Source organism: Pseudomonas oryzihabitans (genome assembly GCF_007665395.1).
In the GTDB taxonomy this organism is placed as follows: Bacteria; Pseudomonadota; Gammaproteobacteria; order Pseudomonadales; family Pseudomonadaceae; genus Chryseomonas; species Chryseomonas psychrotolerans_C.
On record NZ_VDND01000002.1, the window covers coordinates 243,820 to 263,784 of the forward strand.

13 protein-coding genes are annotated in these 19,965 nt (G+C 69.0%); 7 read left to right on the forward strand and 6 right to left on the reverse strand.

Annotated elements, in window-relative coordinates; translation table 11 throughout:
- The first annotated feature begins 150 nt into the window (after nucleotides 1-150).
- The 5 genes from FSV73_RS05055 to hutH all read left to right on the forward strand — a co-directional run bounded on the left by FSV73_RS05055 (nucleotide 151) and on the right by hutH (nucleotide 9,059).
- Nucleotides 151-3,456 (forward strand): DUF2126 domain-containing protein, encoded by a 3,306-nt coding sequence (locus tag FSV73_RS05055; protein ID WP_145004827.1) that lies wholly within the window; start codon nucleotides 151-153, stop codon nucleotides 3,454-3,456.
- 2 nt (nucleotides 3,457-3,458) lie between these two features.
- Nucleotides 3,459-5,939, forward strand: a complete 2,481-nt coding sequence (locus FSV73_RS05060) for a circularly permuted type 2 ATP-grasp protein (protein WP_145004830.1) — start codon at nucleotides 3,459-3,461, stop codon at nucleotides 5,937-5,939.
- Nucleotides 5,939-6,820: a transglutaminase family protein gene (locus FSV73_RS05065; protein ID WP_145004833.1), complete on the forward strand. Its 882-nt coding sequence runs from the start codon at nucleotides 5,939-5,941 to the stop codon at nucleotides 6,818-6,820. Before FSV73_RS05060 ends, FSV73_RS05065 begins: the two co-directional genes overlap by 1 nt.
- A gap of 27 nt (nucleotides 6,821-6,847) precedes the next feature.
- Nucleotides 6,848-7,198, forward strand: a complete 351-nt coding sequence (locus tag FSV73_RS05070) for a hypothetical protein (RefSeq protein WP_145004836.1) — start codon at nucleotides 6,848-6,850, stop codon at nucleotides 7,196-7,198.
- 328 nt (nucleotides 7,199-7,526) lie between these two features.
- Entirely contained in the window at nucleotides 7,527-9,059 is a 1,533-nt protein-coding gene (hutH, locus tag FSV73_RS05075) for a histidine ammonia-lyase (protein ID WP_145004839.1), read from the forward strand.
- Between the two features lie 40 nt (nucleotides 9,060-9,099).
- Here hutH and FSV73_RS05080 read toward each other — a convergent pair whose 3' ends face one another.
- The 3 genes from FSV73_RS05080 to FSV73_RS05090 form a co-directional block, all read right to left on the reverse strand.
- Nucleotides 9,100-9,708, reverse strand: a complete 609-nt coding sequence (locus FSV73_RS05080; protein WP_145004841.1) for an FMN-dependent NADH-azoreductase — start codon at nucleotides 9,706-9,708, stop codon at nucleotides 9,100-9,102.
- 358 nt (nucleotides 9,709-10,066) lie between these two features.
- Nucleotides 10,067-11,440: a PepSY-associated TM helix domain-containing protein gene (locus FSV73_RS05085; RefSeq protein WP_145004844.1), complete on the reverse strand. Its 1,374-nt coding sequence runs from the start codon at nucleotides 11,438-11,440 to the stop codon at nucleotides 10,067-10,069.
- Between the two features lie 89 nt (nucleotides 11,441-11,529).
- On the reverse strand, nucleotides 11,530-11,937 hold the full coding sequence (locus FSV73_RS05090) for a hypothetical protein (protein ID WP_145004845.1): 408 nt from the start codon (nucleotides 11,935-11,937) through the stop codon (nucleotides 11,530-11,532).
- A 114-nt stretch (nucleotides 11,938-12,051) separates the two neighbouring features.
- On the opposite strand from FSV73_RS05090, the gene FSV73_RS05095 reads away from it, so the two are divergent.
- Nucleotides 12,052-12,570, forward strand: a complete 519-nt coding sequence (locus tag FSV73_RS05095) for a GNAT family N-acetyltransferase (RefSeq protein ID WP_145004848.1) — start codon at nucleotides 12,052-12,054, stop codon at nucleotides 12,568-12,570.
- Between the two features lie 140 nt (nucleotides 12,571-12,710).
- On the opposite strand, the gene cobF is transcribed toward FSV73_RS05095, so the two are convergent.
- Entirely contained in the window at nucleotides 12,711-13,472 is a 762-nt protein-coding gene (cobF, locus tag FSV73_RS05100; protein WP_145004850.1) for a precorrin-6A synthase (deacetylating), read from the reverse strand.
- Between the two features lie 202 nt (nucleotides 13,473-13,674).
- Here cobF and FSV73_RS05105 point away from each other — a divergent pair, with 202 nt between their 5' ends.
- The gene (locus FSV73_RS05105) at nucleotides 13,675-14,808 is read left to right on the forward strand and encodes an MFS transporter (RefSeq protein ID WP_260856024.1); all 1,134 of its coding nucleotides are present in this window, start codon (nucleotides 13,675-13,677) and stop codon (nucleotides 14,806-14,808) included.
- Here the strand turns inward: FSV73_RS05105 and FSV73_RS05110 are convergent.
- Together FSV73_RS05110 and FSV73_RS05115 are read right to left on the reverse strand one after the other, a co-directional pair.
- A complete protein-coding gene (locus tag FSV73_RS05110; RefSeq protein ID WP_145004852.1) occupies nucleotides 14,805-17,417 on the reverse strand; it encodes an excinuclease ABC subunit UvrA in 2,613 nt (870 codons plus the stop codon). The two genes, FSV73_RS05105 and FSV73_RS05110, sit on opposite strands and share 4 nt — an antisense overlap.
- 110 nt (nucleotides 17,418-17,527) lie before the next feature.
- Nucleotides 17,528-19,924: a TonB-dependent siderophore receptor gene (locus FSV73_RS05115; RefSeq protein WP_145004855.1), complete on the reverse strand. Its 2,397-nt coding sequence runs from the start codon at nucleotides 19,922-19,924 to the stop codon at nucleotides 17,528-17,530.
- Nucleotides 19,925-19,965 lie beyond the last annotated feature (41 nt).

Sequence of the window (19,965 nt, forward strand, 5' to 3'; positions counted from 1 at the left end):
GAACCTGGCGATTTAGTAGAGTGGCTGGCGCTTGGAGTTCCGGGTTGTTCGTCGCCTGACCCGCGTGGTAGGCCCTTTGCGGCCCTGCCCGGAATCCGGGGCACGAGATTTGCTCGCTACTTCCGTCTAACCGGTGAACGGAGTCTCCCTGTGTCCATCCATGTCGCCCTGCAGCACGTCAGTCATTACGCCTATGACCGCCCGGTGGAGCTGGGCCCGCAGATCGTCCGCCTGCGCCCGGCACCCCACAGCCGCACCCGGATCCTCTCCTATGCCCTGCGGGTCCAGCCGGAAGGGCATTTCATCAACTGGCAGCAGGATCCCCAGGGCAACTACCTGGCCCGATTGGTGTTCCCCGAGCCTACCCGCGAATTTCGGGTGGAAGTGGACCTGGTCGCCGAGATGGCGGTCTTCAATCCCTTCGACTTCTTCCTGGAGCCCTACGCCGAGCGTTTTCCCTTCGTCTACGCGGAGGAAGAGCGCCGCGAGCTGGGCGCCTTCTGCGAACGCCTGCCGGCCACGCCCCGGTTTGCCAGCTATCTCGCCGAGATATCCCGGGAGCCAGTGCCGACCCTGGATTTCCTGGTCGCCCTCAACCAGCGGCTGAGCCGCGACGTGGCCTACCTGATCCGCATGGAGCCCGGGGTGCAGACCCCCGAGGAGACCCTGGAGAAGGACTCGGGCTCCTGCCGCGACAGCGCCTGGCTGCTGGTGCAACTGCTGCGCCACCTGGGCCTGGCGGCGCGCTTCGTCTCCGGCTACCTGATCCAGCTGACCGCCGACCAGAAGGCGCTGGACGGCCCCTCCGGCACCGCCGTGGATTTCACCGACCTGCACGCCTGGTGCGAGGTCTATCTGCCCGGCGCGGGCTGGATCGGCCTCGACCCCACCAGCGGGCTGCTGGCGGGTGAGGGGCACATCCCCCTGGCCTGCAGTCCCGAGCCGGCGTCGGCGGCGCCGATCTCCGGGCTGGTCAGCGAGAGCGAATGCACCTTCGAGCACCACATGGCGGTGGAGCGGCTGTGGGAGGCACCGCGGGTCACGCGGCCCTACGACGAGCACCAGTGGCGGGACATCCTCGCCCTCGGCCAGCGGGTGGACAGTGACCTGCTGGTGCAGGACGTGCGCCTGACCCTGGGTGGCGAGCCGACCTTCGTCGCCCTCGACCATCCCGACGACGAGGAGTGGAGCACCGCCGCCCTGGGGCCGAACAAGCGGCGCCTGGCCACCAAGCTGTTCCAGCGCCTGCGCGAGCACTATGCGCCCAAGGGTCTGGTGCATTTCGGCCAGGGCAAGTGGTACCCGGGCGAGCAGCTGCCGCGCTGGTCGCTCAACTGTTTCTGGCGCGCCGACGGCCAGCCGTTGTGGCGCGATGCCGCGCTGCTGGCCGACGAACGCCTCGACTACGGTGCCGACGCGGCCCTCGCCGAGCGCTTCGTGCAAGGCGTGGCGCAGCGCCTGGGGGTGGCCGACGAGCACCGCTTCCCGGCGTTCGAAGACTGGCTCTACTTCCTCTGGCGCGAGCAGCGCCTGCCGATCAACGTCGACGCCAGCGATTCGCGGCTGAACGATCCGCTGGAGCGCGAGCGTCTGCGCCGGGTGTTCGCCCAGGGCCTGGACCGGGTGGTGGGCTACGTCCTGCCGCTGGCCCGGACCGCCGCCGAGGATGCCTGGCGCTCGGGACCCTGGTTCCTGCGCGAGCAGCAGTGCCGGCTGGTGCCGGGCGATTCGCCGCTGGGCTATCGACTGCCGCTGGAGTCCCAGCCCTGGGTGCGCGAGGAAGACTATCCCTATCTGCATCCGACCGATCCCAACCAGCCGCTGGCGCCCTTGCCCGATCCGGTCCGGTTGCAGGAGCGCTGGCGTCAGCCGCGGCCGCTTCCGCAACCTGCCCAGCCCGCGCCGGAGGCCTTCGCCTCGGCCGCCGACATCGTCCGTACCGCCTTCTGCGCCGAGCCGCGCGAGGGGCGGCTGTATCTGTTCATGCCACCCCTGGCGCGGCTCGAGGATTACCTGGAGCTGGTCGCCGCCATCGAGGACACCGCCACCGCGCTGGGCTGCCCGGTGGTGCTGGAAGGCTACGAGCCACCGCGCGATGCTCGCCTGAGCAACTTCCGGGTGACCCCCGATCCGGGTGTCATCGAGGTCAACATCCACCCGGTGGCGAGCTGGGATGCCCTGGTGGAGCAGACCGAATTCCTCTACGAGGCCGCGCGGCTGTCACGTCTGGCCACCGAGAAGTTCATGATCGATGGCCGCCACACCGGCACCGGCGGTGGCAGCCACTGCGTGCTCGGCGGGGCCACCCCAGCCGACTCGCCCTTCCTGCGTCGCCCCGATCTGCTGCGCAGCCTGATCAGCTACTGGCACAACCACCCGTCGCTGTCCTACCTGTTCGCCGGCCTGTTCATCGGCCCGACCTCCCAGGCGCCGCGGGTCGACGAGGCGCGCAACGACGCCCTCTACGAACTGGAGCTGGCCTTCGCCCAGCTGCCGCCGCCGGGTTCGGACTGTCCGCCCTGGCTGGTGGACCGGCTGCTGCGCAACCTGCTGGTGGACGTGACCGGCAACACCCACCGCGCCGAATTCTGCATCGACAAGCTCTATTCCCCCGACAGCGCCACGGGCCGCCTCGGCCTGCTGGAGCTGCGCGCCTTCGAGATGCCGCCCCACGGCCGACTGCAACTGGTGCAGCAATTGCTGCTGCGGGCCCTGGTCGCGCGCTTCTGGCGCGAGCCCTATGCCCCCGAGCGGCTGGCGCGCTGGGGGACCGAATTGCATGACCGCTACCTGTTGCCGCACTTCATCCAGGAGGATTTCCAGGACGTCCTCGCCGAGCTGGCCGCGGCCGGCTATGCCTTCGATCCCGCCTGGTTCGCCGCGCACTTCGAATTCCGCTTTCCCAAGTATGGCGATTTCGCGGTCAAGGGCATCGAGCTGGAGCTGCGCCAGGCGCTGGAGCCCTGGCACGTGCTGGGCGAGGAGGGCGTCATCGGCGGGACGATGCGCTACGTCGATTCGTCCCTGGAGCGGGTCCAGGTGAAGGTCACCGGGCTGGCGCCCGATCGCTACGCCTTGCTCTGCAACGGCGCCCGGGTACCGCTGCGGGCGACCGGCCGGGTCGGAGAGTACGTCGGCGCGGTGCGCTTCCGCGCCTGGCAGCCGGCGTCGGCCCTGCACCCCAACCTGGGGGTGGATGCGCCCCTGGTGTTCGATCTGCTCGACACCTGGATGCAGCGCTCCCTGGGTGGTTGCCAGTATCATGTGGCCCATCCCGGCGGTCGTAACTACGCTACGCTACCGGTCAACGCCTACGAGGCGGAAAGCCGGCGCCTGGCGCGCTTCTTCCGTTTCGGGCATACCCCCGGACGCCAGTTGCCGCTGCCTCTCGACAGCAGTCTGGAAACGCCCTTCACCCTGGATCTGCGCCAGACCCACGTCAGCCGACCGCACTAGACATGCACCCAACCTCCCCACGTGCCGCCCTCGAGGCGGCCGGCAGCTTCAACGAACTCTGGGACCCTCGCGGTGGCGTGCGGCCGACCTGGCGGCGCTTCTACGGCCATCTGGCCGGTCTGCGGCCGGCGCAGCTCGACCAGCGCCAGGCGCTGATCGCCCGGCAGATCCAGGAAAACGGCGTGACCTACAACGTCTACGCCGATCCCAAGGGCAGCGACCGGCCCTGGGCGCTGGACCTGCTGCCGCAGCTGATCTCGGCGGAGGAGTGGGCGCCGTTGGCCGCCGGGGTTGCGCAACGGGCAAGGGTGCTGAACCGGGTGCTGGGAGACCTGTACGGCGAGCAGCGCCTGCTGCGCGAGGGCCTGCTGCCGCCGGAGCTGGTGTTCGGCCACAACAACTTCCTCTGGGCCTGCCAGGGCCTGAGGCCGCCGGGCGACACCTGGCTGCACGTCTATGCGGTGGACCTGGCGCGGGCGCCGGATGGTCGCTGGTGGGTGCTGGCGGACCGGACCCAGGCGCCCTCGGGCGCCGGCTACGCCCTGGAGAACCGCCATATCGTGGCGCGGGCCTTTCCCGAGTTGCACCGCGACCTGCAGGTGCAGTCGCTGAACGGCTATTTCCAGGCCTTGCAGCGCACCCTGAGCGCCGGGCTGGATACCGGCGACGAGGCGCCCCTGGCGGTCCTGCTCACCCCCGGCCGCTACAACGAGACCTATTTCGAGCACCTCTACCAGGCGCGGCAACTGGGCTTTCCGCTGGTGGAAGGCCAGGACCTCACGGTGCGCAACGCCTGCCTCTACCTGAAGACCCTGAGTGGTCTCAGGCGCGTCCATGCGGTGTTCCGCCGCCTGGACGACGATTTCTGCGACCCGTTGGAGCTGCGCACCGACTCGGCGCTGGGCGTGCCCGGCCTGCTGGAGGCGGTGCGCCAGGGCAACGTCATCATGGCCAATGCCCTGGGCAGCGGCCTGCTGGAGTCGCCCGGGCTGCTGGGCTTCCTGCCGGGGGTGTGCCAGGCGCTGCTGGGCGAGTCCCTGACGCTGCCCGCCGTCGCCACCTGGTGGTGCGGCGAGACGCCGGTACGGGAGGAGGCGCTGGCGCGGCTGGGCGAGCTGGTGATCAAGCCGGCCTATCCTTCCCAGCGCTTCGAACCGGTGTTCGGCAAGGCGCTGGATGCCGGGGAGCAGGCCGCCCTGCGCGAGCGCATCGCGGCCCGGCCCCACGCCTATGTCGCCCAGGAACGCATCCAGCTGTCGCGGGCGCCGGTCTGGCAGGGCGGCAGCCTGCAGTCGCGGGCCATCGGCATGCGCGTCTACGCGGTGGCCAGCGAAGGCGGCTACTGGGTGATGCCCGGCGGCCTGACCCGCGTCGCCCATGAGGGCGCCGAGGTGGTTTCCATGCAGCGCGGCGGGTCGAGCAAGGACACCTGGGTGCTGGGGGGCGGCCGCAGCGCGACCGAGGTGCCGAGCGCCCGGGTCCTGGGGGTGCGCGATCTGGTGCGCAAGGATCCCTTCCTGCCGTCGCGTACTGCCGAGAATCTGTTCTGGTACGGCCGCTACAGCGAGCGTTGCGAGGATGCCGCGCGGCTGCTGCGCATCGTGCTCAGCCGCTACCTGGACGCCGACGACCAGGGCCCGGCGGTGCAGGCCGCCGTCGAGCTGGCCATGGCCCTGGAGTTGCTGCCGGAGGAGGGGACCCTCGCCGAGCAGCTCCACGCGGCTCTCGGCCCGGGTGAATTCCCCAGTGGCCTGGGGGCCAACCTACAACGCCTGCACTGGGCCGCGGCCCAGGTGCGCGGGCGGCTGTCGCCGGAGAACTGGCGCGCCGTGCGCGAGGTGGAGCGCGAGGCGCGTGGCCTGGGTCAGGTGGGCAGCGAGCCGGGTGAGGCGCTGCAAAGCCTCAACCGCCTGGTGATGGCGCTGGCGGCGGTGGCCGGCTTCACCTTCGACGACATGACCCACGACGAGAGCTGGCGCTTCCTGATGATCGGCCGGCGCATCGAGCGGGTGCAATTCCTCGCCGGCAGCGTGGCGCACTTCCTCGAAGGCGGCGCCACCTGGGATGCGGCCGGATTGGAATGGCTGCTGGAGCTGGGCAACAGCATCATCACCTACCGCTCGCGCTACCAGGCGGCGCCCCAGCTGATCCCGGTGCTGGACCTGCTGATGCTGCACGAGCACAACCCCTATTCGATCCGCTTCCAGCTGCACGCGCTGATCAACGCGGTGGAGCATCTGGAGCGCTACCACGGGCTGCCGCGCGATCCGGCGCTGAACGACGCCTATGACCGGCTGCGCCGCTTCGACCTTGGCACCCTGGAAAGCACCCTGTTCGGCGACGTCGGCCGGATCGAGGTGCAACAGGGCCTGGCGCGCCTGCTGCGGCAGATCGCCGACGCCAGCGGCCAGCTGTCCGAGCGGGTCATCTATCGCTGCTTCGCCCATGTCGACGCCGTGAGCCAGCGAACGGTATCCATGTGATGAACCAGGTCCGCTATCGCATCCAGCACGACACCCACTATCGCTACGAGGCCCCGGTGTCGCTGTCGCAGCAACTGCTGCACCTGTTGCCGCGCGACTGCGCCTGGCAACGCTGCCTGTCCCGGCAACTGGCCATCCTGCCCGCGCCGACCCAGCGCCAGGACGCCACCGATGCCTTCGGCAATCCGCTGACGCGACTGGCCTTCGAGCGGCCGCACGACGAACTCTACGTGGGCACCGACCTGGAGGTGGAGGTGGATTCCCGCGCCGGGTTGCGCCTGGAGGACTCGCCGGCCTGGGAAGCGGTGCGTGATGGCCTGCGCTATCCCGCCGCCACCGTGGCGCTGGATGTCCATCACTTCCGCTTCGAGTCGCCCGCGGTACCCATCGACCGGATCTTCGGACGCTTCGCCGCGGATTGCTTTCCGGCAGGCCGACCGCTGCTGCTGGGTTGCCGGGCGCTGATGGAGAAGATCCATCGCGAATTCCGCTTCGATGCCACCGCCACCCAGGTGGCGACGCCGCTGCGCGAGGTACTCGAGCACCGCCACGGTGTCTGCCAGGACTTCGCCCACCTGATGCTGGCCTGTCTGCGCGGCCTGGGCCTGGTGGCACGCTACGTCAGTGGCTACCTGCTGACCCGGCCGCCGCCCGGCAAGCCGCGACTCATCGGCGCCGACGCCTCCCACGCCTGGGTCAGCGTGCACTGCCCGGTACTCGGCTGGGTCGACTTCGACCCCACCAACGACGTCCTTCCCGACCTCGAACACATCACCCTGGCCTGGGGCCGCGACTTCACCGACGTTTCGCCACTGCGCGGGGTGATCCTCGGTGGCGGTCACCACGACCCCGAGGTGGAGGTGACGGTGACGCCGCTGTAACTCGTTCTTCTGGAAAGGATTCCACTCATGAGCCGCGACAAATGGCTGAATATTCCGCTCCGTAGTTCTCGCTCCTCCATCCTCAGCTCAACCGTTCTGCAGTTCATGGCGCTGTCCCTGGTGATAGGCCGGCCCGAGACGCCGGAGGCTTGGCTTTACCTGCTGATAGTCGGGCTTCCTCTGACTTGGCTTGCCCTTGGCTTTTCGAGCGGCCTGGATGCCTGGCAACGTCGCTGCCGCTACAGCTTCGCGCCCTGGGTGGTCTGGTTCGTGCGGCTGGCACTGATCACGGCGATCTTCCAGGCCGAGGTGCTGGTGCGGCCGGGTACCTCGTGGTTGTGGCAACAGCTCGGTCGCGGCTGGTCCGGCGTAGTCTGAACGCGCTTTCGCGCGGCAAATCGCGTGGGTGGTCTGGTCTCAGCGGCTCTGCCTTCGGCTTTCCGGCCAGACAGGCCAAGGCAGCGGCTTGACGAGCAACTGGCTCTTGATTAAATGTATATACATGACTATAAAAGCTCACCCTGACCCTCGGCCTGGCAGTAAGCCTACCTAGTGAGTTCGTCAGCCTTGCTATGTCGAGGCGAGGCTAGCCGGGGCGGCCTGCCAGGCTCTGGCTGCCGGCACCGCCAGGGGGTACGACTGAACACCAAAGACAGCGTCTCCACGGGACGTGAGCCTGCCCCTGATCGGCAAAGGAGTCTGATCGATGAATGCCCTGACCCTGAATCCCGGCACTCTGGACCTGGCCCAGCTGCGCCAGGCCTACCAGCAGCCGCTGCAGGTCACCCTGGACCCGGCCGCCTATGCCGCCATCGATGCCAGCGTGGCCTGTGTGGAAAGCATCCTGGCCGAAGGCCGGACCGCCTATGGCATCAACACCGGTTTCGGCCTGCTGGCCTCGACGCGGATCGCGCCGGCGGACCTCGAGAAGCTGCAACGCTCCCTGGTGCTGTCCCATGCCGCGGGCGTGGGCGAGGCGCTGGACGATGACCTGGTACGGCTGATCATGCTGCTCAAGGTCAACAGCCTGGCCCGGGGCTTTTCCGCCATCCGCCGCCAGGTGGTGGAGGCCCTGATCGCCCTGATCAATGCCGAGGTCTATCCGCACATTCCGCTCAAGGGCTCGGTGGGCGCCTCGGGTGACCTTGCGCCCCTCGCCCATATGTCGCTGGTTCTGATCGGCGAGAGCAAGGCGCGTCATCGCGGGGAGTGGCTGCCCGCCAGCGAGGCGCTGGCGGTGGCCGGGCTGGCACCCCTGACCCTGGCGGCCAAGGAAGGCCTGGCCCTGCTCAACGGTACTCAGGTCTCCACTGCCTACGCCCTGCGCGGGCTGTTCGAGACCGAGGACCTGTTCGCCGCGGCCACGGTCTGCGGTGGCCTGAGCGTCGAGGCCATGCTCGGCTCGCGGGCGCCCTTCGACGCGCGCATCCATGCGGCGCGTGGCCAGCGTGGCCAGATCGACGTGGCCGCCGCCTATCGCGCCCTGCTCACCACTAGCAGCGAGATCTCCCAGTCCCATGCCCAGTGCGACAAGGTCCAGGATCCCTATTCGTTGCGCTGCCAGCCGCAGGTCATGGGGGCCTGCCTGACCCAGCTGCGCCAGGCCGCGGAGGTGCTGGAGATCGAGGCCAACGCCGTTTCCGACAACCCCCTGGTGTTCGCGGCGGAGGGTGACGTCATCTCCGGCGGTAACTTCCACGCCGAACCGGTGGCCATGGCCGCCGACAACCTGGCGCTGGCCCTGGCCGAGATCGGCGCGCTATCCGAGCGCCGCATCTCGCTGATGATGGACCGGCACATGTCCCAGCTGCCGCCCTTCCTGGTGGAGAACGGCGGGGTCAATTCCGGCTTCATGATCGCCCAGGTCACCGCCGCGGCCCTGGCCAGCGACAACAAAGCGCTGGCGCATCCGGCCAGCGTCGACAGCCTGCCCACCTCGGCCAATCAGGAAGACCACGTGTCCATGGCGCCCAATGCCGGCAAGCGGCTCTGGGCCATGGCCGACAATGTGCGCGGTATTCTCGCCATCGAGTGGCTGGGTGCCTGCCAGGGGCTGGACTTCCGCCATGGCCTCAAGAGCTCGGCCGGCCTCGAGAGGGCGCGCAGCCTGCTCCGCGCCCAGGTGCCCTATTACCAGGAAGACCGCTTTTTCGCCCCCGATATCGAGGCGGCCAGCGAGCTGCTGGCCAGTGGCTGCCTGAACGAGCTGGTGGGCGCGGATCTGCTGCCCAGCCTCTGAGGGGCATAGGGTCCGCCGTCGCTGGCGGCGGACCCCCGGCTCAGAGCTTGGCCGCCAGGGCCACGGCTTCCCCGCTGGCCTGATCGCGCGCGGCCTGATCGACGTCGGGACCGAACAGCGTCTTTTCCAGCACCACGGTGTGCATCCGATCGATACCGACCATCTCGCACCAGGTGCGCAGGTAGGACTCCTGGTGTTCCAGTCGATCCAGGGCCGCGCCGCGGGCCGCGATCACCAGCGCCTGGCGTCCGCCGAGCAGGCCGTTGAGGCCGCGCTCGTCGAAGGTGAACAGCAGGTCCTTCTGGCTGACCACATCGAACAGCTGCTTGAGCTTGTAGGGGATGCCGAAATTCCAGCAAGGCACGCCGAACAGCAGCACATCGGCCGCGGTGAAGCGCTGCGCCAGCTCTTTGATCTGGCGCCAGGCCTGCGCCTGGTCGGGGCTCAGCGACTGGCCCTGGATGCCGGCGTACTTGGCCTCCAGCACGGCGCCGTCGAATTCCGGCAGGTCGCAATGCCAGACATCGAGGGTATCCACTTCGCCATCCGGATGCTTGCCTTGCCAGGCCTGGATGAAGGCGTTGGCGACTTCCAGGGAGGCGGAGCGATCCTGACGGGGCGAACCTATTACGTGCAGCAGACGGGGCATGGGCGGATCCTTGGATGATGAGGATTGCGATAACTATAAGCGCAAGGATCCTGCTCGTCAGCTGGGCGGAGGACGTGCCGATGGATGGTCTGGGATGGGGTTCTCGCCCGGGTTGTCTGGAGGAGAGCGACCCTCACCCCGGCCCTCTCCCTGGGGGAGAGGGGGAACAGGAGCAAGCGTGAAGTTCCGTAGGTTGGGCTGAGCCCCGCGAAGCCCAACACTCAGCGGCTAGCTTCCGTGCCGGCGCGACCCTCACCCCGGCCCTCTCCCAGAGAGAGAGGAGGCCAGTCGGAGCGAGCGGGTCGCTTCCGGAGATTGGGCTGAGCCCGCGAAGCCCAACAGCCACGCCACGACCGCTTCAGGCCGAGCCGGCTTCCGCGCGCAAGGCCGGGCGTCGCAGGCCGAGCAGGGCGTCCACCAGCAGGAACAGCAGCAGGCTGCCGCCCAATACCGGCAGGCAAAGGCCGAGCGCCAGGGCCACCACAGGTACCAGCAGCCGCGGCAACGGAGCCAGCCGGCGCCAGAGGGCGACCAGGCCGGGTTGCGCTGGGTCCCGGGCGGGGCGGCGGCGCCACCAGAGCAGATAGCCCCAGCTTGTCATCAGCAGCAGGCCCAGAGCGATGGCCACCAGCACCAGCTGGTTGGCCAGGCCGAATAGCACGCCCATATGGGCATCGATCCCCCAGCGGGTCAGCTTGGCCGGCAGCGAGTACTGGGCGAAATGCACCTGGTCGACCACTCTTAGGCTGGCCGGATCGATGGATACGGCGTCCACCTGGGTCGGCCAGCGACGGTCGATTTCGTTTACCGTCCAGGCCTTGTCGGCGCTGCGCGCCGGGCGGATTTCCAGCTTGCCTGCGGTGATGCCCGCCGCGCGGGCGCTGGCCAGTACCCGGTCGAAGGTGGCGGGATCTAGCGGCGCGGCCTGGGTCACGGCGCCATGGCCGTGATGATCCGCGTGTTCGTCGTGAGTCATGGCCGGCAGGGCGGCGGCGCCCAGCGTGGTCTTCACGCTCGGGGTGGACCAACCGTAGTGGGCGCGCAGGATACCGATGTTGTCGCCGGCATAGCGCGACCAGGTCAGGCCGGTGGCCGAGAGGAACAGCAGCCCCGCCAGCAGCCAGACCCCGGTACTGGCATGCAGGCCGCGCAACCCTCGTGCCGGACGGTGCTGGCGGCGGCGTACCAGCCAGAGCGTGAGCCCGCCGAGGGCAGCGATCCACAGCCAGGAGGCGGCCAGCTCGCTGTAGAGGCGACCAGGCTCGCCCAGCAGCAGGCTGCGGTGGAACTGATCGATGAAGGTGCGCAGCGGCAGGATGCCGCTGGTGCCATAGACGGTCAGGTCGCCACGCAGCTCGCCAGTCACGGGGTCGACGAAGAGCGCGCGGTGGGCCGATTCACCCAGGGATGGATCGTTGAACATCACCCGGGTGGTGTCCCCCGCGGCTGGCGCTGGACGGACCGCACCCAAGGTCAGGGCCGGGCCGACCGCCGTTTGGGCGCTGCGGATCTGCTCGGCCAGCGGCAGGGGGTCGCCGCGACTGGGGGTGTACAACGCCTCGGCATAGAGGCGCGCCTCGAGTTGCGGCGTGAGGGCGTAGAGCAGGCCGCTGGCGGCGGCCACCAGCAGGAAGGGACCGACGAACAGGCCGATCAAGAAGTGCAGCCGTGCCAGCAAGTGCAGCAGCGGTCCCGGCGCTGGGGCGGCCGGAGTAGAGGGGTGCGAAGTCATAGCGTTCACCACGGAGCGACACGCGGCCGAAGGCTGGCCGCGCGCAGGATTACGGAAAAAGAGGACAGCAGCTTTCCGTGACCGGGGTGTCAGGGGGCCTGGGGGTGAAGGGCGCAGCGCCAGGCGCGGCGTGGCGGTGGCAGGGCGCCCTGGTGACGGCGGCGATGGGGATCGCCGGGGCGCAGCAGCCAGCGCAGCACGATGGCCAGCAAGGTGGCCAGGAACAGGGTGGCGGCGAACACGCAATCGCCGGTAGGCGACAGGGTGGTCACGCTGCCGCCCGGCAGGCCGGCGTGCATGCCCGCCATGTCGCCCAGGGAGCCCTGGGGCTGGGCGTCGTGATGATGCGCGTGCGCCTGGAGGGCAGGGGAAGGGACCGGCTGGGTGAAGCGGGCCAGCATCTGGCCGTGCCCCAGGGCGCAGACGAGTCCGTTCAGCAGGATGCAGGCGAGCAGCATCCAGGCGAGCGAAGCGCGCGGGGAACGGACGGTTTTCATGACCGGGAACTGTATCATCGTCGCGGGCGGCGCACAGCCCGAGCGGACGGGATCGGCGGCGGCCTGCGCCGAAATGTCGCGCTGCCCTGACGAGCAGACGCACGAGAAAGGCTCATGAACGACACCTCAGCCATCACCCTGGATCGACTGACCTCAGCCGCTGACGACGTCACCGCCTTCCTGCTGGCCAGCGCACGCGAGCTGTTCGCCGGGCGGCTCGATCCCACACGGGTCCCTGCGGATCTGGCCGGTTTCGCCGAGCACTATGGCCAGGGGCGCGGCTGCCTGCTGATCGCCCGGAACAGCGCTGGCGATCCCGTCGGCAGTATCGCCTACCGCCCCTATGACCGGCGTTTTCCGCTGTTGCCCTATCCGGGCGAACGGGTGGTCGAGGTGGTCCGCCTGTTCGTGCGTCCGCCGTACCGTCGCCACGGCCTGGCGCGGCGGCTGTTTCGCGAATTGCTGGCGCAGACCGGGCGCGAGGGCGTAGAGCGCCTCTATCTGCACACCCATCCCTTCCTGCCCGGCGCCGAGGCCTTCTGGATCGCCGAGGGCTTCCGGGTGGTCGAGCGGGAGACCGCCTTGCCTTGGCAGACCATCCATCTGGATCGGCAGCTGGCGAACGCGCCGTGAGGCGTCAAACCCTGTTCGAAGGCGAAGAGGCCTGAAGAAGCGGACCGGGCTCGCGAACGAGTTGGCTAGGGGTAAGGGAGCACTGCGATCGGGCCGCCCACCGCCGTTTGCCCGCCGGGCAGCAGCCCTTGGCGGGGCTCTCAGGCGTCCGCCGGGCCCCGGCAGAGCAGGTAGGTATCCATGATCCAGCCATGCTCTTCGCGCGCGGCACTGCGCACCCGGTGGATTTCCTCGGCCACGTCCAGCAGGCGCCCGGCGATGAGAATTTCATCCGCCGTGCCCACGTAGGCGCCCCAGTAGATGTACAGCTGCGGATCGTCCAGCTGGCGATAGGCTTCATGGGAGTCGAGCATCACCACCAGGCTGTCTAGGTGCTCGGGGAAGTGCTGCAGACGCCGCCCGGGAGTGATCTCCAGGGCCTGGCCGATGCGATTGAGCGGTACCCGATGGCGCGCGGCCAGGGCCTGGACGCTGGAGATGCCCGGGATCACCTCATAGTCGAAGTCCAGCCGGCCCTCGCGCCGGATCGCCGCCAGGATGCGCAGGGTGCTGTCGTACAGCGCCGGATCGCCCCAGACCAGGAAGGCGCCGCACTCGTCGTCCGCCAGCTCCTGCTCGATCATCTCCACCATCAGCGCCTGCTTGGCGGCGTTGAGGTCGTCCACCGCCTGGCGGTAGTCGCCCTCGCGACGGCGTTCGGGGATGGGCGCGGTGACGAAGCGGTAGTCCGCCTGGCGGACGTGGCGGGCGCAGATGGTTTCGCGCAGATGGATCAGGCTGTCCTTTTCCGCGCCCTTGTCGAACAGGAAGAAGGTACTGGCGCGATTCAGCGCCGCGATGGCCTGGAGGGTGAGGTAGTCGGGATCGCCGGCGCCGATGCCGATGACCAGCAGGGTTTTCATGACGTCGTCTCTGCGGTAGTCGTAGGCCCTAGTGTAACCAGGGATGTCCCTCCGGTAGAGAGATCTTGAATCCCTGTGTTAGCTTCAACCGGTTTGCCTGCAGCCAGGCAAGGACAGGATCGGCCGAGGAGGGCAGCGGGTGACGATGAAGGCGAGTTGGCGACGCATACCGCGGGGCGTCTGGGTTCTGGGTGGGGTGAGCATGTTCATGGATATCTCCTCGGAGATGATCCACAGCCTGCTGCCGCTGTTCCTGGCCACCGGCCTCGGCCTAAGCGTGCTCTATATCGGCATCCTCGAAGGGGTGGCCGAAGCCACGGCGCTGATCACCAAGATCTTTTCCGGGGTGCTCAGCGACTACCTGGGCAAGCGCAAGGGCCTGGCGGTGCTGGGCTACGGCCTCGGCGCCCTGAGCAAGCCGCTGTTCGCCCTGGCCAGCGGCGCCGGCCTGGTGTTCGGCGCGCGCTTCATGGATCGCATCGGCAAGGGCATCCGTGGGGCGCCGCGCGATGCCCTGGTGGCCGACGTCACGCCGCCGGAGATCCGCGGCGCCGCCTATGGCCTGCGCCAGTCGCTGGACACCTTCGGCGCCTTCCTCGGGCCGCTGTTGGCGGTAGGGCTGATGCTGCTCTGGGCCAACGATTTCCGCGCGGTGTTCTGGGTGGCGGTGATCCCGGCGTTCATTGCCGTGGCCCTGCTGTATTTCGGGCTGGACGAGCCCAAGGCGGCCATCGTCCAGGCGCGCACCAATCCACTCACTCGCAGCCAGCTGCGCAAGTTGCCGGTGGCCTTCTGGCAGGTGGCGCTGCTTGGCGGCGTCTTCACCATGGCGCGCTTCAGCGAGGCCTTCCTGGTGCTCAAGGCCGAACAGGTGGGCGTGCCCCTGGCGCTGGTGCCATTGGTGATGGTGGGCATGCAGCTGGTGTTCTCGCTGTCGGCCTATCCGCTGGGGGCGCTGTCCGACCGGGTCAGTCACCGCGCGCTGCTGGCCTGGGGATTGGTGCTGCTGATCGTCGCCGATCTGGCCTTGGCGTTCAGCGGCGGCTGGACCGGCCTGGCCGTGGGCATCCTGCTCTGGGGGCTGCACATGGGCATGACCCAGGGCCTGCTCGCCGCCATGGTCGCCAGGACCGCACCAGCCGAGTTGCGCGGCACCGCCTTCGGCCTGTTCAACCTGGTCAGCGGCATCGCCCTGTTGCTGGCCAGCAGCATCGCCGGGGCGCTCTGGCACTTCCTCGGCTCCGCCGCCACCTTCCAGTTCGGGGCCCTGGCGGCGGCGTTGACCCTGCTGGTGCTGGCGGCTTGCCGCCGCAGCGTGGCACCGCTGGCCAGCTAGTCGAACAGGGGGCGCAGATAGGGCGCCGTAGGGCTGGCGGGATCGTCCGCCACCGCGCGGGGTGTGCCGCAGGCGACGATGCGGCCGCCCGCGTTGCCGGCGCCAGGACCGATGTCGATCAGCCAGTCGCTGCCGGCCACCACCTGCAGATTGTGCTCCACCAGCACCACGGTATTGCCTTCCTCGACCAGGCCGTGCAGCTGGCGCATCAGCCGTTCCACGTCGGCCGGGTGCAGGCCGGTGGTGGGTTCGTCCAGCACATAGAGGGTGGTACCGCGGCTGGTGCGTTGCAGTTCGGTGGCCAGCTTGATGCGCTGGGCCTCGCCGCCGGAGAGTTCGGTGGCCGGCTGACCGAGGCGCAGATAGCCCAGGCCGATATCGGCCAGTACCCGCAGCGCGCGCGCCACCGGGGCTTCCTCGGCGAAGAAGGCCAGGGCCTCGTCCACCGTCAGACCGAGCACCTCGGCGATGGTCTTGCCCTGCCAGCGCACCTCCAGGGTCTCGGGGTTGTAGCGGGCGCCCTGGCAGGTGGGGCAGGCGGCGTAGACACTGGGCATGAACAGCAGCTCGACGCTGACGAAGCCTTCGCCCTCGCAGGTCGGACAGCGGCCCTTGGCGACGTTGAAGGAGAAGCGCCCGGCATCGAATTCTCTTGCCTGGGCCTCGGGGGTGGCGGCGAACAACTTGCGCACCCCGTCGAACAGCCCGGTGTAGGTGGCCAGGTTGGAGCGCGGGGTGCGGCCGATGGGCTTCTGGTCCACCGGCACCAGCCGGCGGATGCCGCCAAGGCCGTCGACCACCTGGCCAGTGGTGGCGGGCAGGGCGTCGCCGTCCAGTTCCGGGGCTTCGTCACCGTCCTCGGCAGTGCCCTGGCCCAGCTCGGCGCCCACCAGTTCCAGCAGCGCCTGGCTGACCAGGCTGGACTTGCCCGAGCCGGAGACGCCGGTCACCGCGGTCAGGCAGCCCAGCGGAAAGGCGGCGTCCAGCCCCTGGAGGTTATTGCGGGTGACCCCGGCCAGGCGTAGCCAACCCTGGGGTTCGCGCGGTGGCCGGGTCTCGCGCTGAGGCGCGGCGAACAGATAGCGCGCCGTCACCGATTCCACGACGTCGGCCAGTCCATCTGGCGGACCGCTGTAGAGCACCCGGCCGCCGCCTTCACCGGCCGCGGGGCCGACGTCCACCAGCCAGTCGGCGCGCTTCATGGTGGCGAGGTCGTGCTCCACCACGAACAGCGAGTTGCCCTGTGCCTTGAGGCCATCGAGGGCTTCCAGCAGCGACTCGCCATCGGCGGGGTGCAGACCGGCGGAGGGTTCGTCCAGCACATAGACCACGCCGAACAGCTGGGACACCAACTGGGTGGCCAGGCGCAGTCGTTGCAATTCGCCGGAGGAGAGGGTGGTGGTGCTGCGTTCCAGCGCCAGGTAGCCGAGGCCGAGGCGGGTGAGGGTCTGCAGTCGTTCCAGCAGTTCGCTGGCCATGCGCTGGGCGGCCAGGCGTTTCTCCGGCGAGAGATCGGGCGTGCGGCGTACGTCCGGCGCGCTGGCATGGTCGCTACCGCCGGCGGCCTTGCGCCGTGCGCGATCCTGCTTGCCGGCTTTGGCGTCCAGCACCTCGGCGTCCTTGGCTGCGTCGAAATCACCGGCAGCGACCCGGCGCAGCAGGACGGTCAGGTCGTCCAGCGGCAGCCGCGACAACTCGCCGATGTCCAGCCCGGCGAAGGTCACCGAGAGCGCCGCCCGGGTCAGCCGCTTGCCGTGGCACAGCGGGCAGGTCTGGCCGATCATGAAGCGCGCCGCGCGCTGCTTCATCTTGGCGCTCTGGGAGTTGGCGAAGGTGTGCAGCACATGGCGCCGCGCCCCGGTGTAGGTGCCCTGGTAGCTGGGCTCGGCCTTGCGCTTGAGCGCCGCGCGGGTCTGCTCGGGGGTGAGGCCGGCATAGACCGGGACGGTGGGCTGCTCCTCGGTGAAGAGGATCCAGTCGCGTTGCTTTTGTGGCAGGTCGCGCCAGGGGATGTCGACGTCGTAGCCGAGGGTGACCAGGATGTCCCTCAGGTTCTGCCCGCCCCAGGCGGTGGGCCAGGCGGCGATGGCGCGCTGGCGGATGGTCAGCGACGGATCCGGCACCATGGAGGCCTCGGTCACCTCGTAGACCCGGCCCAGGCCATGGCACTCGGGGCAGGCGCCCTGGGGCGTGTTGGGCGAGAAGTCCTCGGCATAGAGCATCGGCTGGTCGGCCGGATAGCGGCCGGCGCGGGAATAGAGCATGCGCACCAGGCTGGACAGCCCGGTCACGCTGCCCATGGACGAGCGACTGCTCGGCTGGCCGCGTTGCTGTTGCAGAGCCACGGCGGGCGGCAGGCCCTCGATGGCTTCCACCTGGGGCACCCCGACCTGGTCGATCAAGCGCCGGGCATAGGGCGCCACCGATTCGAAATAGCGGCGCTGGGCCTCGGCGTAGAGGGTGCCGAACGCCAGCGACGACTTGCCCGAGCCGGACACCCCGGTGAACACCACCAGGGCATCGCGGGGGATGTCAACGTCGACGTTCTTCAGATTGTGCTCGCGGGCACCGCGGACGGAGACGAAACCGGGACGGGGAGAGGAGGGCATGGGCAGCGGGAACCTTGTCTGGACGCGTCCAGACTCCGACCGCGGCAGGCGGCAAAGGGTCGCTCGGCAGCCCGGGTGGCAGGACGTGACGCCGCCACCCGGGCCCGCGCTCAGAAGTTGTAGCTGATCGACAGCGTCGCATTGCGCGGCGCGCCGTAGTTGCCGCTGGTGGCGTTGTTGTACAGCGACAGCAGGTATTTGCGGTCGGTGAGGTTGTTGAGGTTGAGCTGGGTAGTCCAGTGCTCGTCGAAGTCGTAGCTGCCCAGCAGGTCCACCAGCGCATAGGCGTTCTGGCGAATGCGGCTGTTGTCGTCGTTCTCGATGCCGCTCTGCCACCTCAGGCGTGCGCCGACCTTGGCCTGGGGCAGGCCCGGCAGGCGATAGGTCGCCAGGCCACGAAGACTGTGGCTGGGCACGAACTTGCGCGCTCGTTCGCCGTCCGCGTCATCGATGCGGACATAGGTGTAGCCGGCCAGCAGTTCCAGGCCGGGCAGCGCCTCGCCGGAGGCCTGCAGCTCCAGGCCGTGGCTCTGGTAGTCGGTGGTGTCGTAGAGGTAGCGCGAACCGGCGAGCACCGCGGTGGCGGCGACGTTGTGCTGCTCGGTCTTGAACACCGCGGCGGTCAGGCTCAGGCGGTCGTCGAACAGGCCGCCCTTGATCCCCGCTTCCAGGCTCTTGCCTTCCAGCGGATCGAGCAGCCGACCGTCCAGGCCGAAGTTGTATTGCGGGCTGAAGATCCGGGTCCAGCTGGCATAGAGGCTCCATTGCTCGCTCAGGTCATAGACCAGCCCGGTATAGGGCGTGACCTCGCCATGGACGCGGGTGTAGTAGTCGGCGCCGTAGCTCGCACCGCTGGCATCGGCGCTGAGCAGCCGCGCGCCGACGATCCAGTGCAGGTCATCGACCAGGCTGAAGCGCGCCCCGGCGAACAGACTCTTCTGGCGATCGATGAAGTTCTGGGTATGGCCGACGTCGTCGGTATATTCCAGTTCTGGCTCGGGAACGCCAGCGAGGGCGCCCGAGAGCGTCGTGGGGTAGTAGCCCGATTCGTCGAGGATCTTTTCCCGCAGCTTCTGGTGGGTCCGGCCATAGCTGGCGCCCAGGGTGAGCTCGTGCTCGCGGCCGAATAGCGCGAAGGGGCCGGACAGTTTGGCTTCGCCGAGCAGCTGGTGGGCCTTGCTGGCGGAATGGTCGCCGAAGGCGGTGGCCTCGTCGCCACTGACGCCGAAGATATAGAACATGTTGGCGTTCTGCCGCTCGGTGACGCCCGTGGCGGTGAGGGTGCCGCGCCAGCCGTTGCCGAAGTCATGGGTGAATTCACCGAAGAGACGCTGGGTGTCCAGGTTCCAGTAGGTCCAGTCCTGACCGACGCTGGCGCTGCGACTGTGGTAGTGGAGGGGATTGCCGTCGACATCCGCCAGCGGCAGGTTGCCCCAGGAGCTGCCGTTGGCATCGCTGTTGTGCTGGGAGAAGCCCAGGGTGAGGGTGTCGGCCTCGCTGAGGTCGAAGGCCACCAGGCCGGCGGCGACGTTCTTCTCATGGCTGTAGCGATCCAGCCAGGAGTTGCCCTTGTCGTGGGCGTAGATGAAGCGACCGCGGACGTTGCCGGTCTCGGTCAGGGGCCCGGAGACATCGGCATCCACCCGGCGGCTGTCCCAGGAGCCGACGCTGACGCCGAGCCTGGCCTGGGCATCGGCGGTCGGCCGCTTGCGGACGAAGTTGACCGTCGCCGAGGGATTGCCGGTGCCGCTCATCAGGCCGTTGGCCCCGTGCAGGACATCGACCTGCTCGTATTCCGCCAGGTCCTGGTCGCCCACCAGGGTGGTGCTGACGAAGGGCATGCCCATGCCGTCGTATTGGAAGGTGTTGATGTCGAAGCCGCGCGAGGTGAACTGGGTGCGATCCGTCTCGGTCTGCTCGACGGTCACCGAAGGGGCGGCGCGCAGGGCTTCCTTGATGCTCTGCAGGCGGAAATCCTCGACCTGGTCGCGGGTCAGGGTAGTGATCGCCTGGGGCGTCTGGCGATCGGTCAGGCCCAGGCGGGTGGTGCTGGCGCTGACCGGACGCTGATAGCCGGCATCGGCACCGCCACCCTCGGCGCTGGCCTGGATGGTGGTTTCGGGCATCGCCAGCGCGGCATCGGTGCTGCCGCCCTCCAGGGCGTAGATGCCGGCGCCTCTTTCGCTCCAGCGATAGCCTGTGCCGCGCAGCAGACGCTCGAAGCCCTGGTCGAGGGTGAAACGGCCCTGCAGGCCCGGGCTGGGGCGTCCGGTCAGGGGCGACGGATCGAACACCAGCTGGACCCCGGCCGTGGCGGCGAACCGCGCCAGGACCTCGTTCAACGGGCCGGCGGGGATCCGGTAGTCCCGGGCCTCGCTGGCGGCCATGGCCGCCGCCGGCAGCAGGGTCAGTCCGGCGCCGGTCAAGAGCCCGCCTTGCAGGGCGACGGCCAGGATCAGCGGGGTGAAGCGTCGGGAGCCGGGCTGCGGCCGGGTGGTCTTTGCCATGTCGTGTTGCCGTCCTCTAGCGCGCCTCGGGCGCGAGTTGC

Bases quoted from the DNA above. Each gene is read 5' to 3' on its own strand.
- FSV73_RS05095 (WP_145004848.1), top strand. From the start codon at position 12,052: ATGAACGACACCTCAGCCATCACCCTGGATCGACTGACCTCAGCCGCT.
- FSV73_RS05085 (WP_145004844.1), bottom strand. From the start codon at position 11,440: ATGACTTCGCACCCCTCTACTCCGGCCGCCCCAGCGCCGGGACCGCTG.
- FSV73_RS05065 (WP_145004833.1), top strand. From the start codon at position 5,939: ATGAACCAGGTCCGCTATCGCATCCAGCACGACACCCACTATCGCTAC.
- FSV73_RS05090 (WP_145004845.1), bottom strand. From the start codon at position 11,937: ATGAAAACCGTCCGTTCCCCGCGCGCTTCGCTCGCCTGGATGCTGCTC.
- FSV73_RS05080 (WP_145004841.1), bottom strand. From the start codon at position 9,708: ATGCCCCGTCTGCTGCACGTAATAGGTTCGCCCCGTCAGGATCGCTCC.
- hutH (WP_145004839.1), top strand. From the start codon at position 7,527: ATGAATGCCCTGACCCTGAATCCCGGCACTCTGGACCTGGCCCAGCTG.
- FSV73_RS05110 (WP_145004852.1), bottom strand. From the start codon at position 17,417: ATGCCCTCCTCTCCCCGTCCCGGTTTCGTCTCCGTCCGCGGTGCCCGC.
- FSV73_RS05070 (WP_145004836.1), top strand. From the start codon at position 6,848: ATGAGCCGCGACAAATGGCTGAATATTCCGCTCCGTAGTTCTCGCTCC.
- FSV73_RS05115 (WP_145004855.1), bottom strand. From the start codon at position 19,924: ATGGCAAAGACCACCCGGCCGCAGCCCGGCTCCCGACGCTTCACCCCG.
- FSV73_RS05105 (WP_260856024.1), top strand. From the start codon at position 13,675: ATGTTCATGGATATCTCCTCGGAGATGATCCACAGCCTGCTGCCGCTG.
- FSV73_RS05060 (WP_145004830.1), top strand. From the start codon at position 3,459: ATGCACCCAACCTCCCCACGTGCCGCCCTCGAGGCGGCCGGCAGCTTC.
- cobF (WP_145004850.1), bottom strand. From the start codon at position 13,472: ATGAAAACCCTGCTGGTCATCGGCATCGGCGCCGGCGATCCCGACTAC.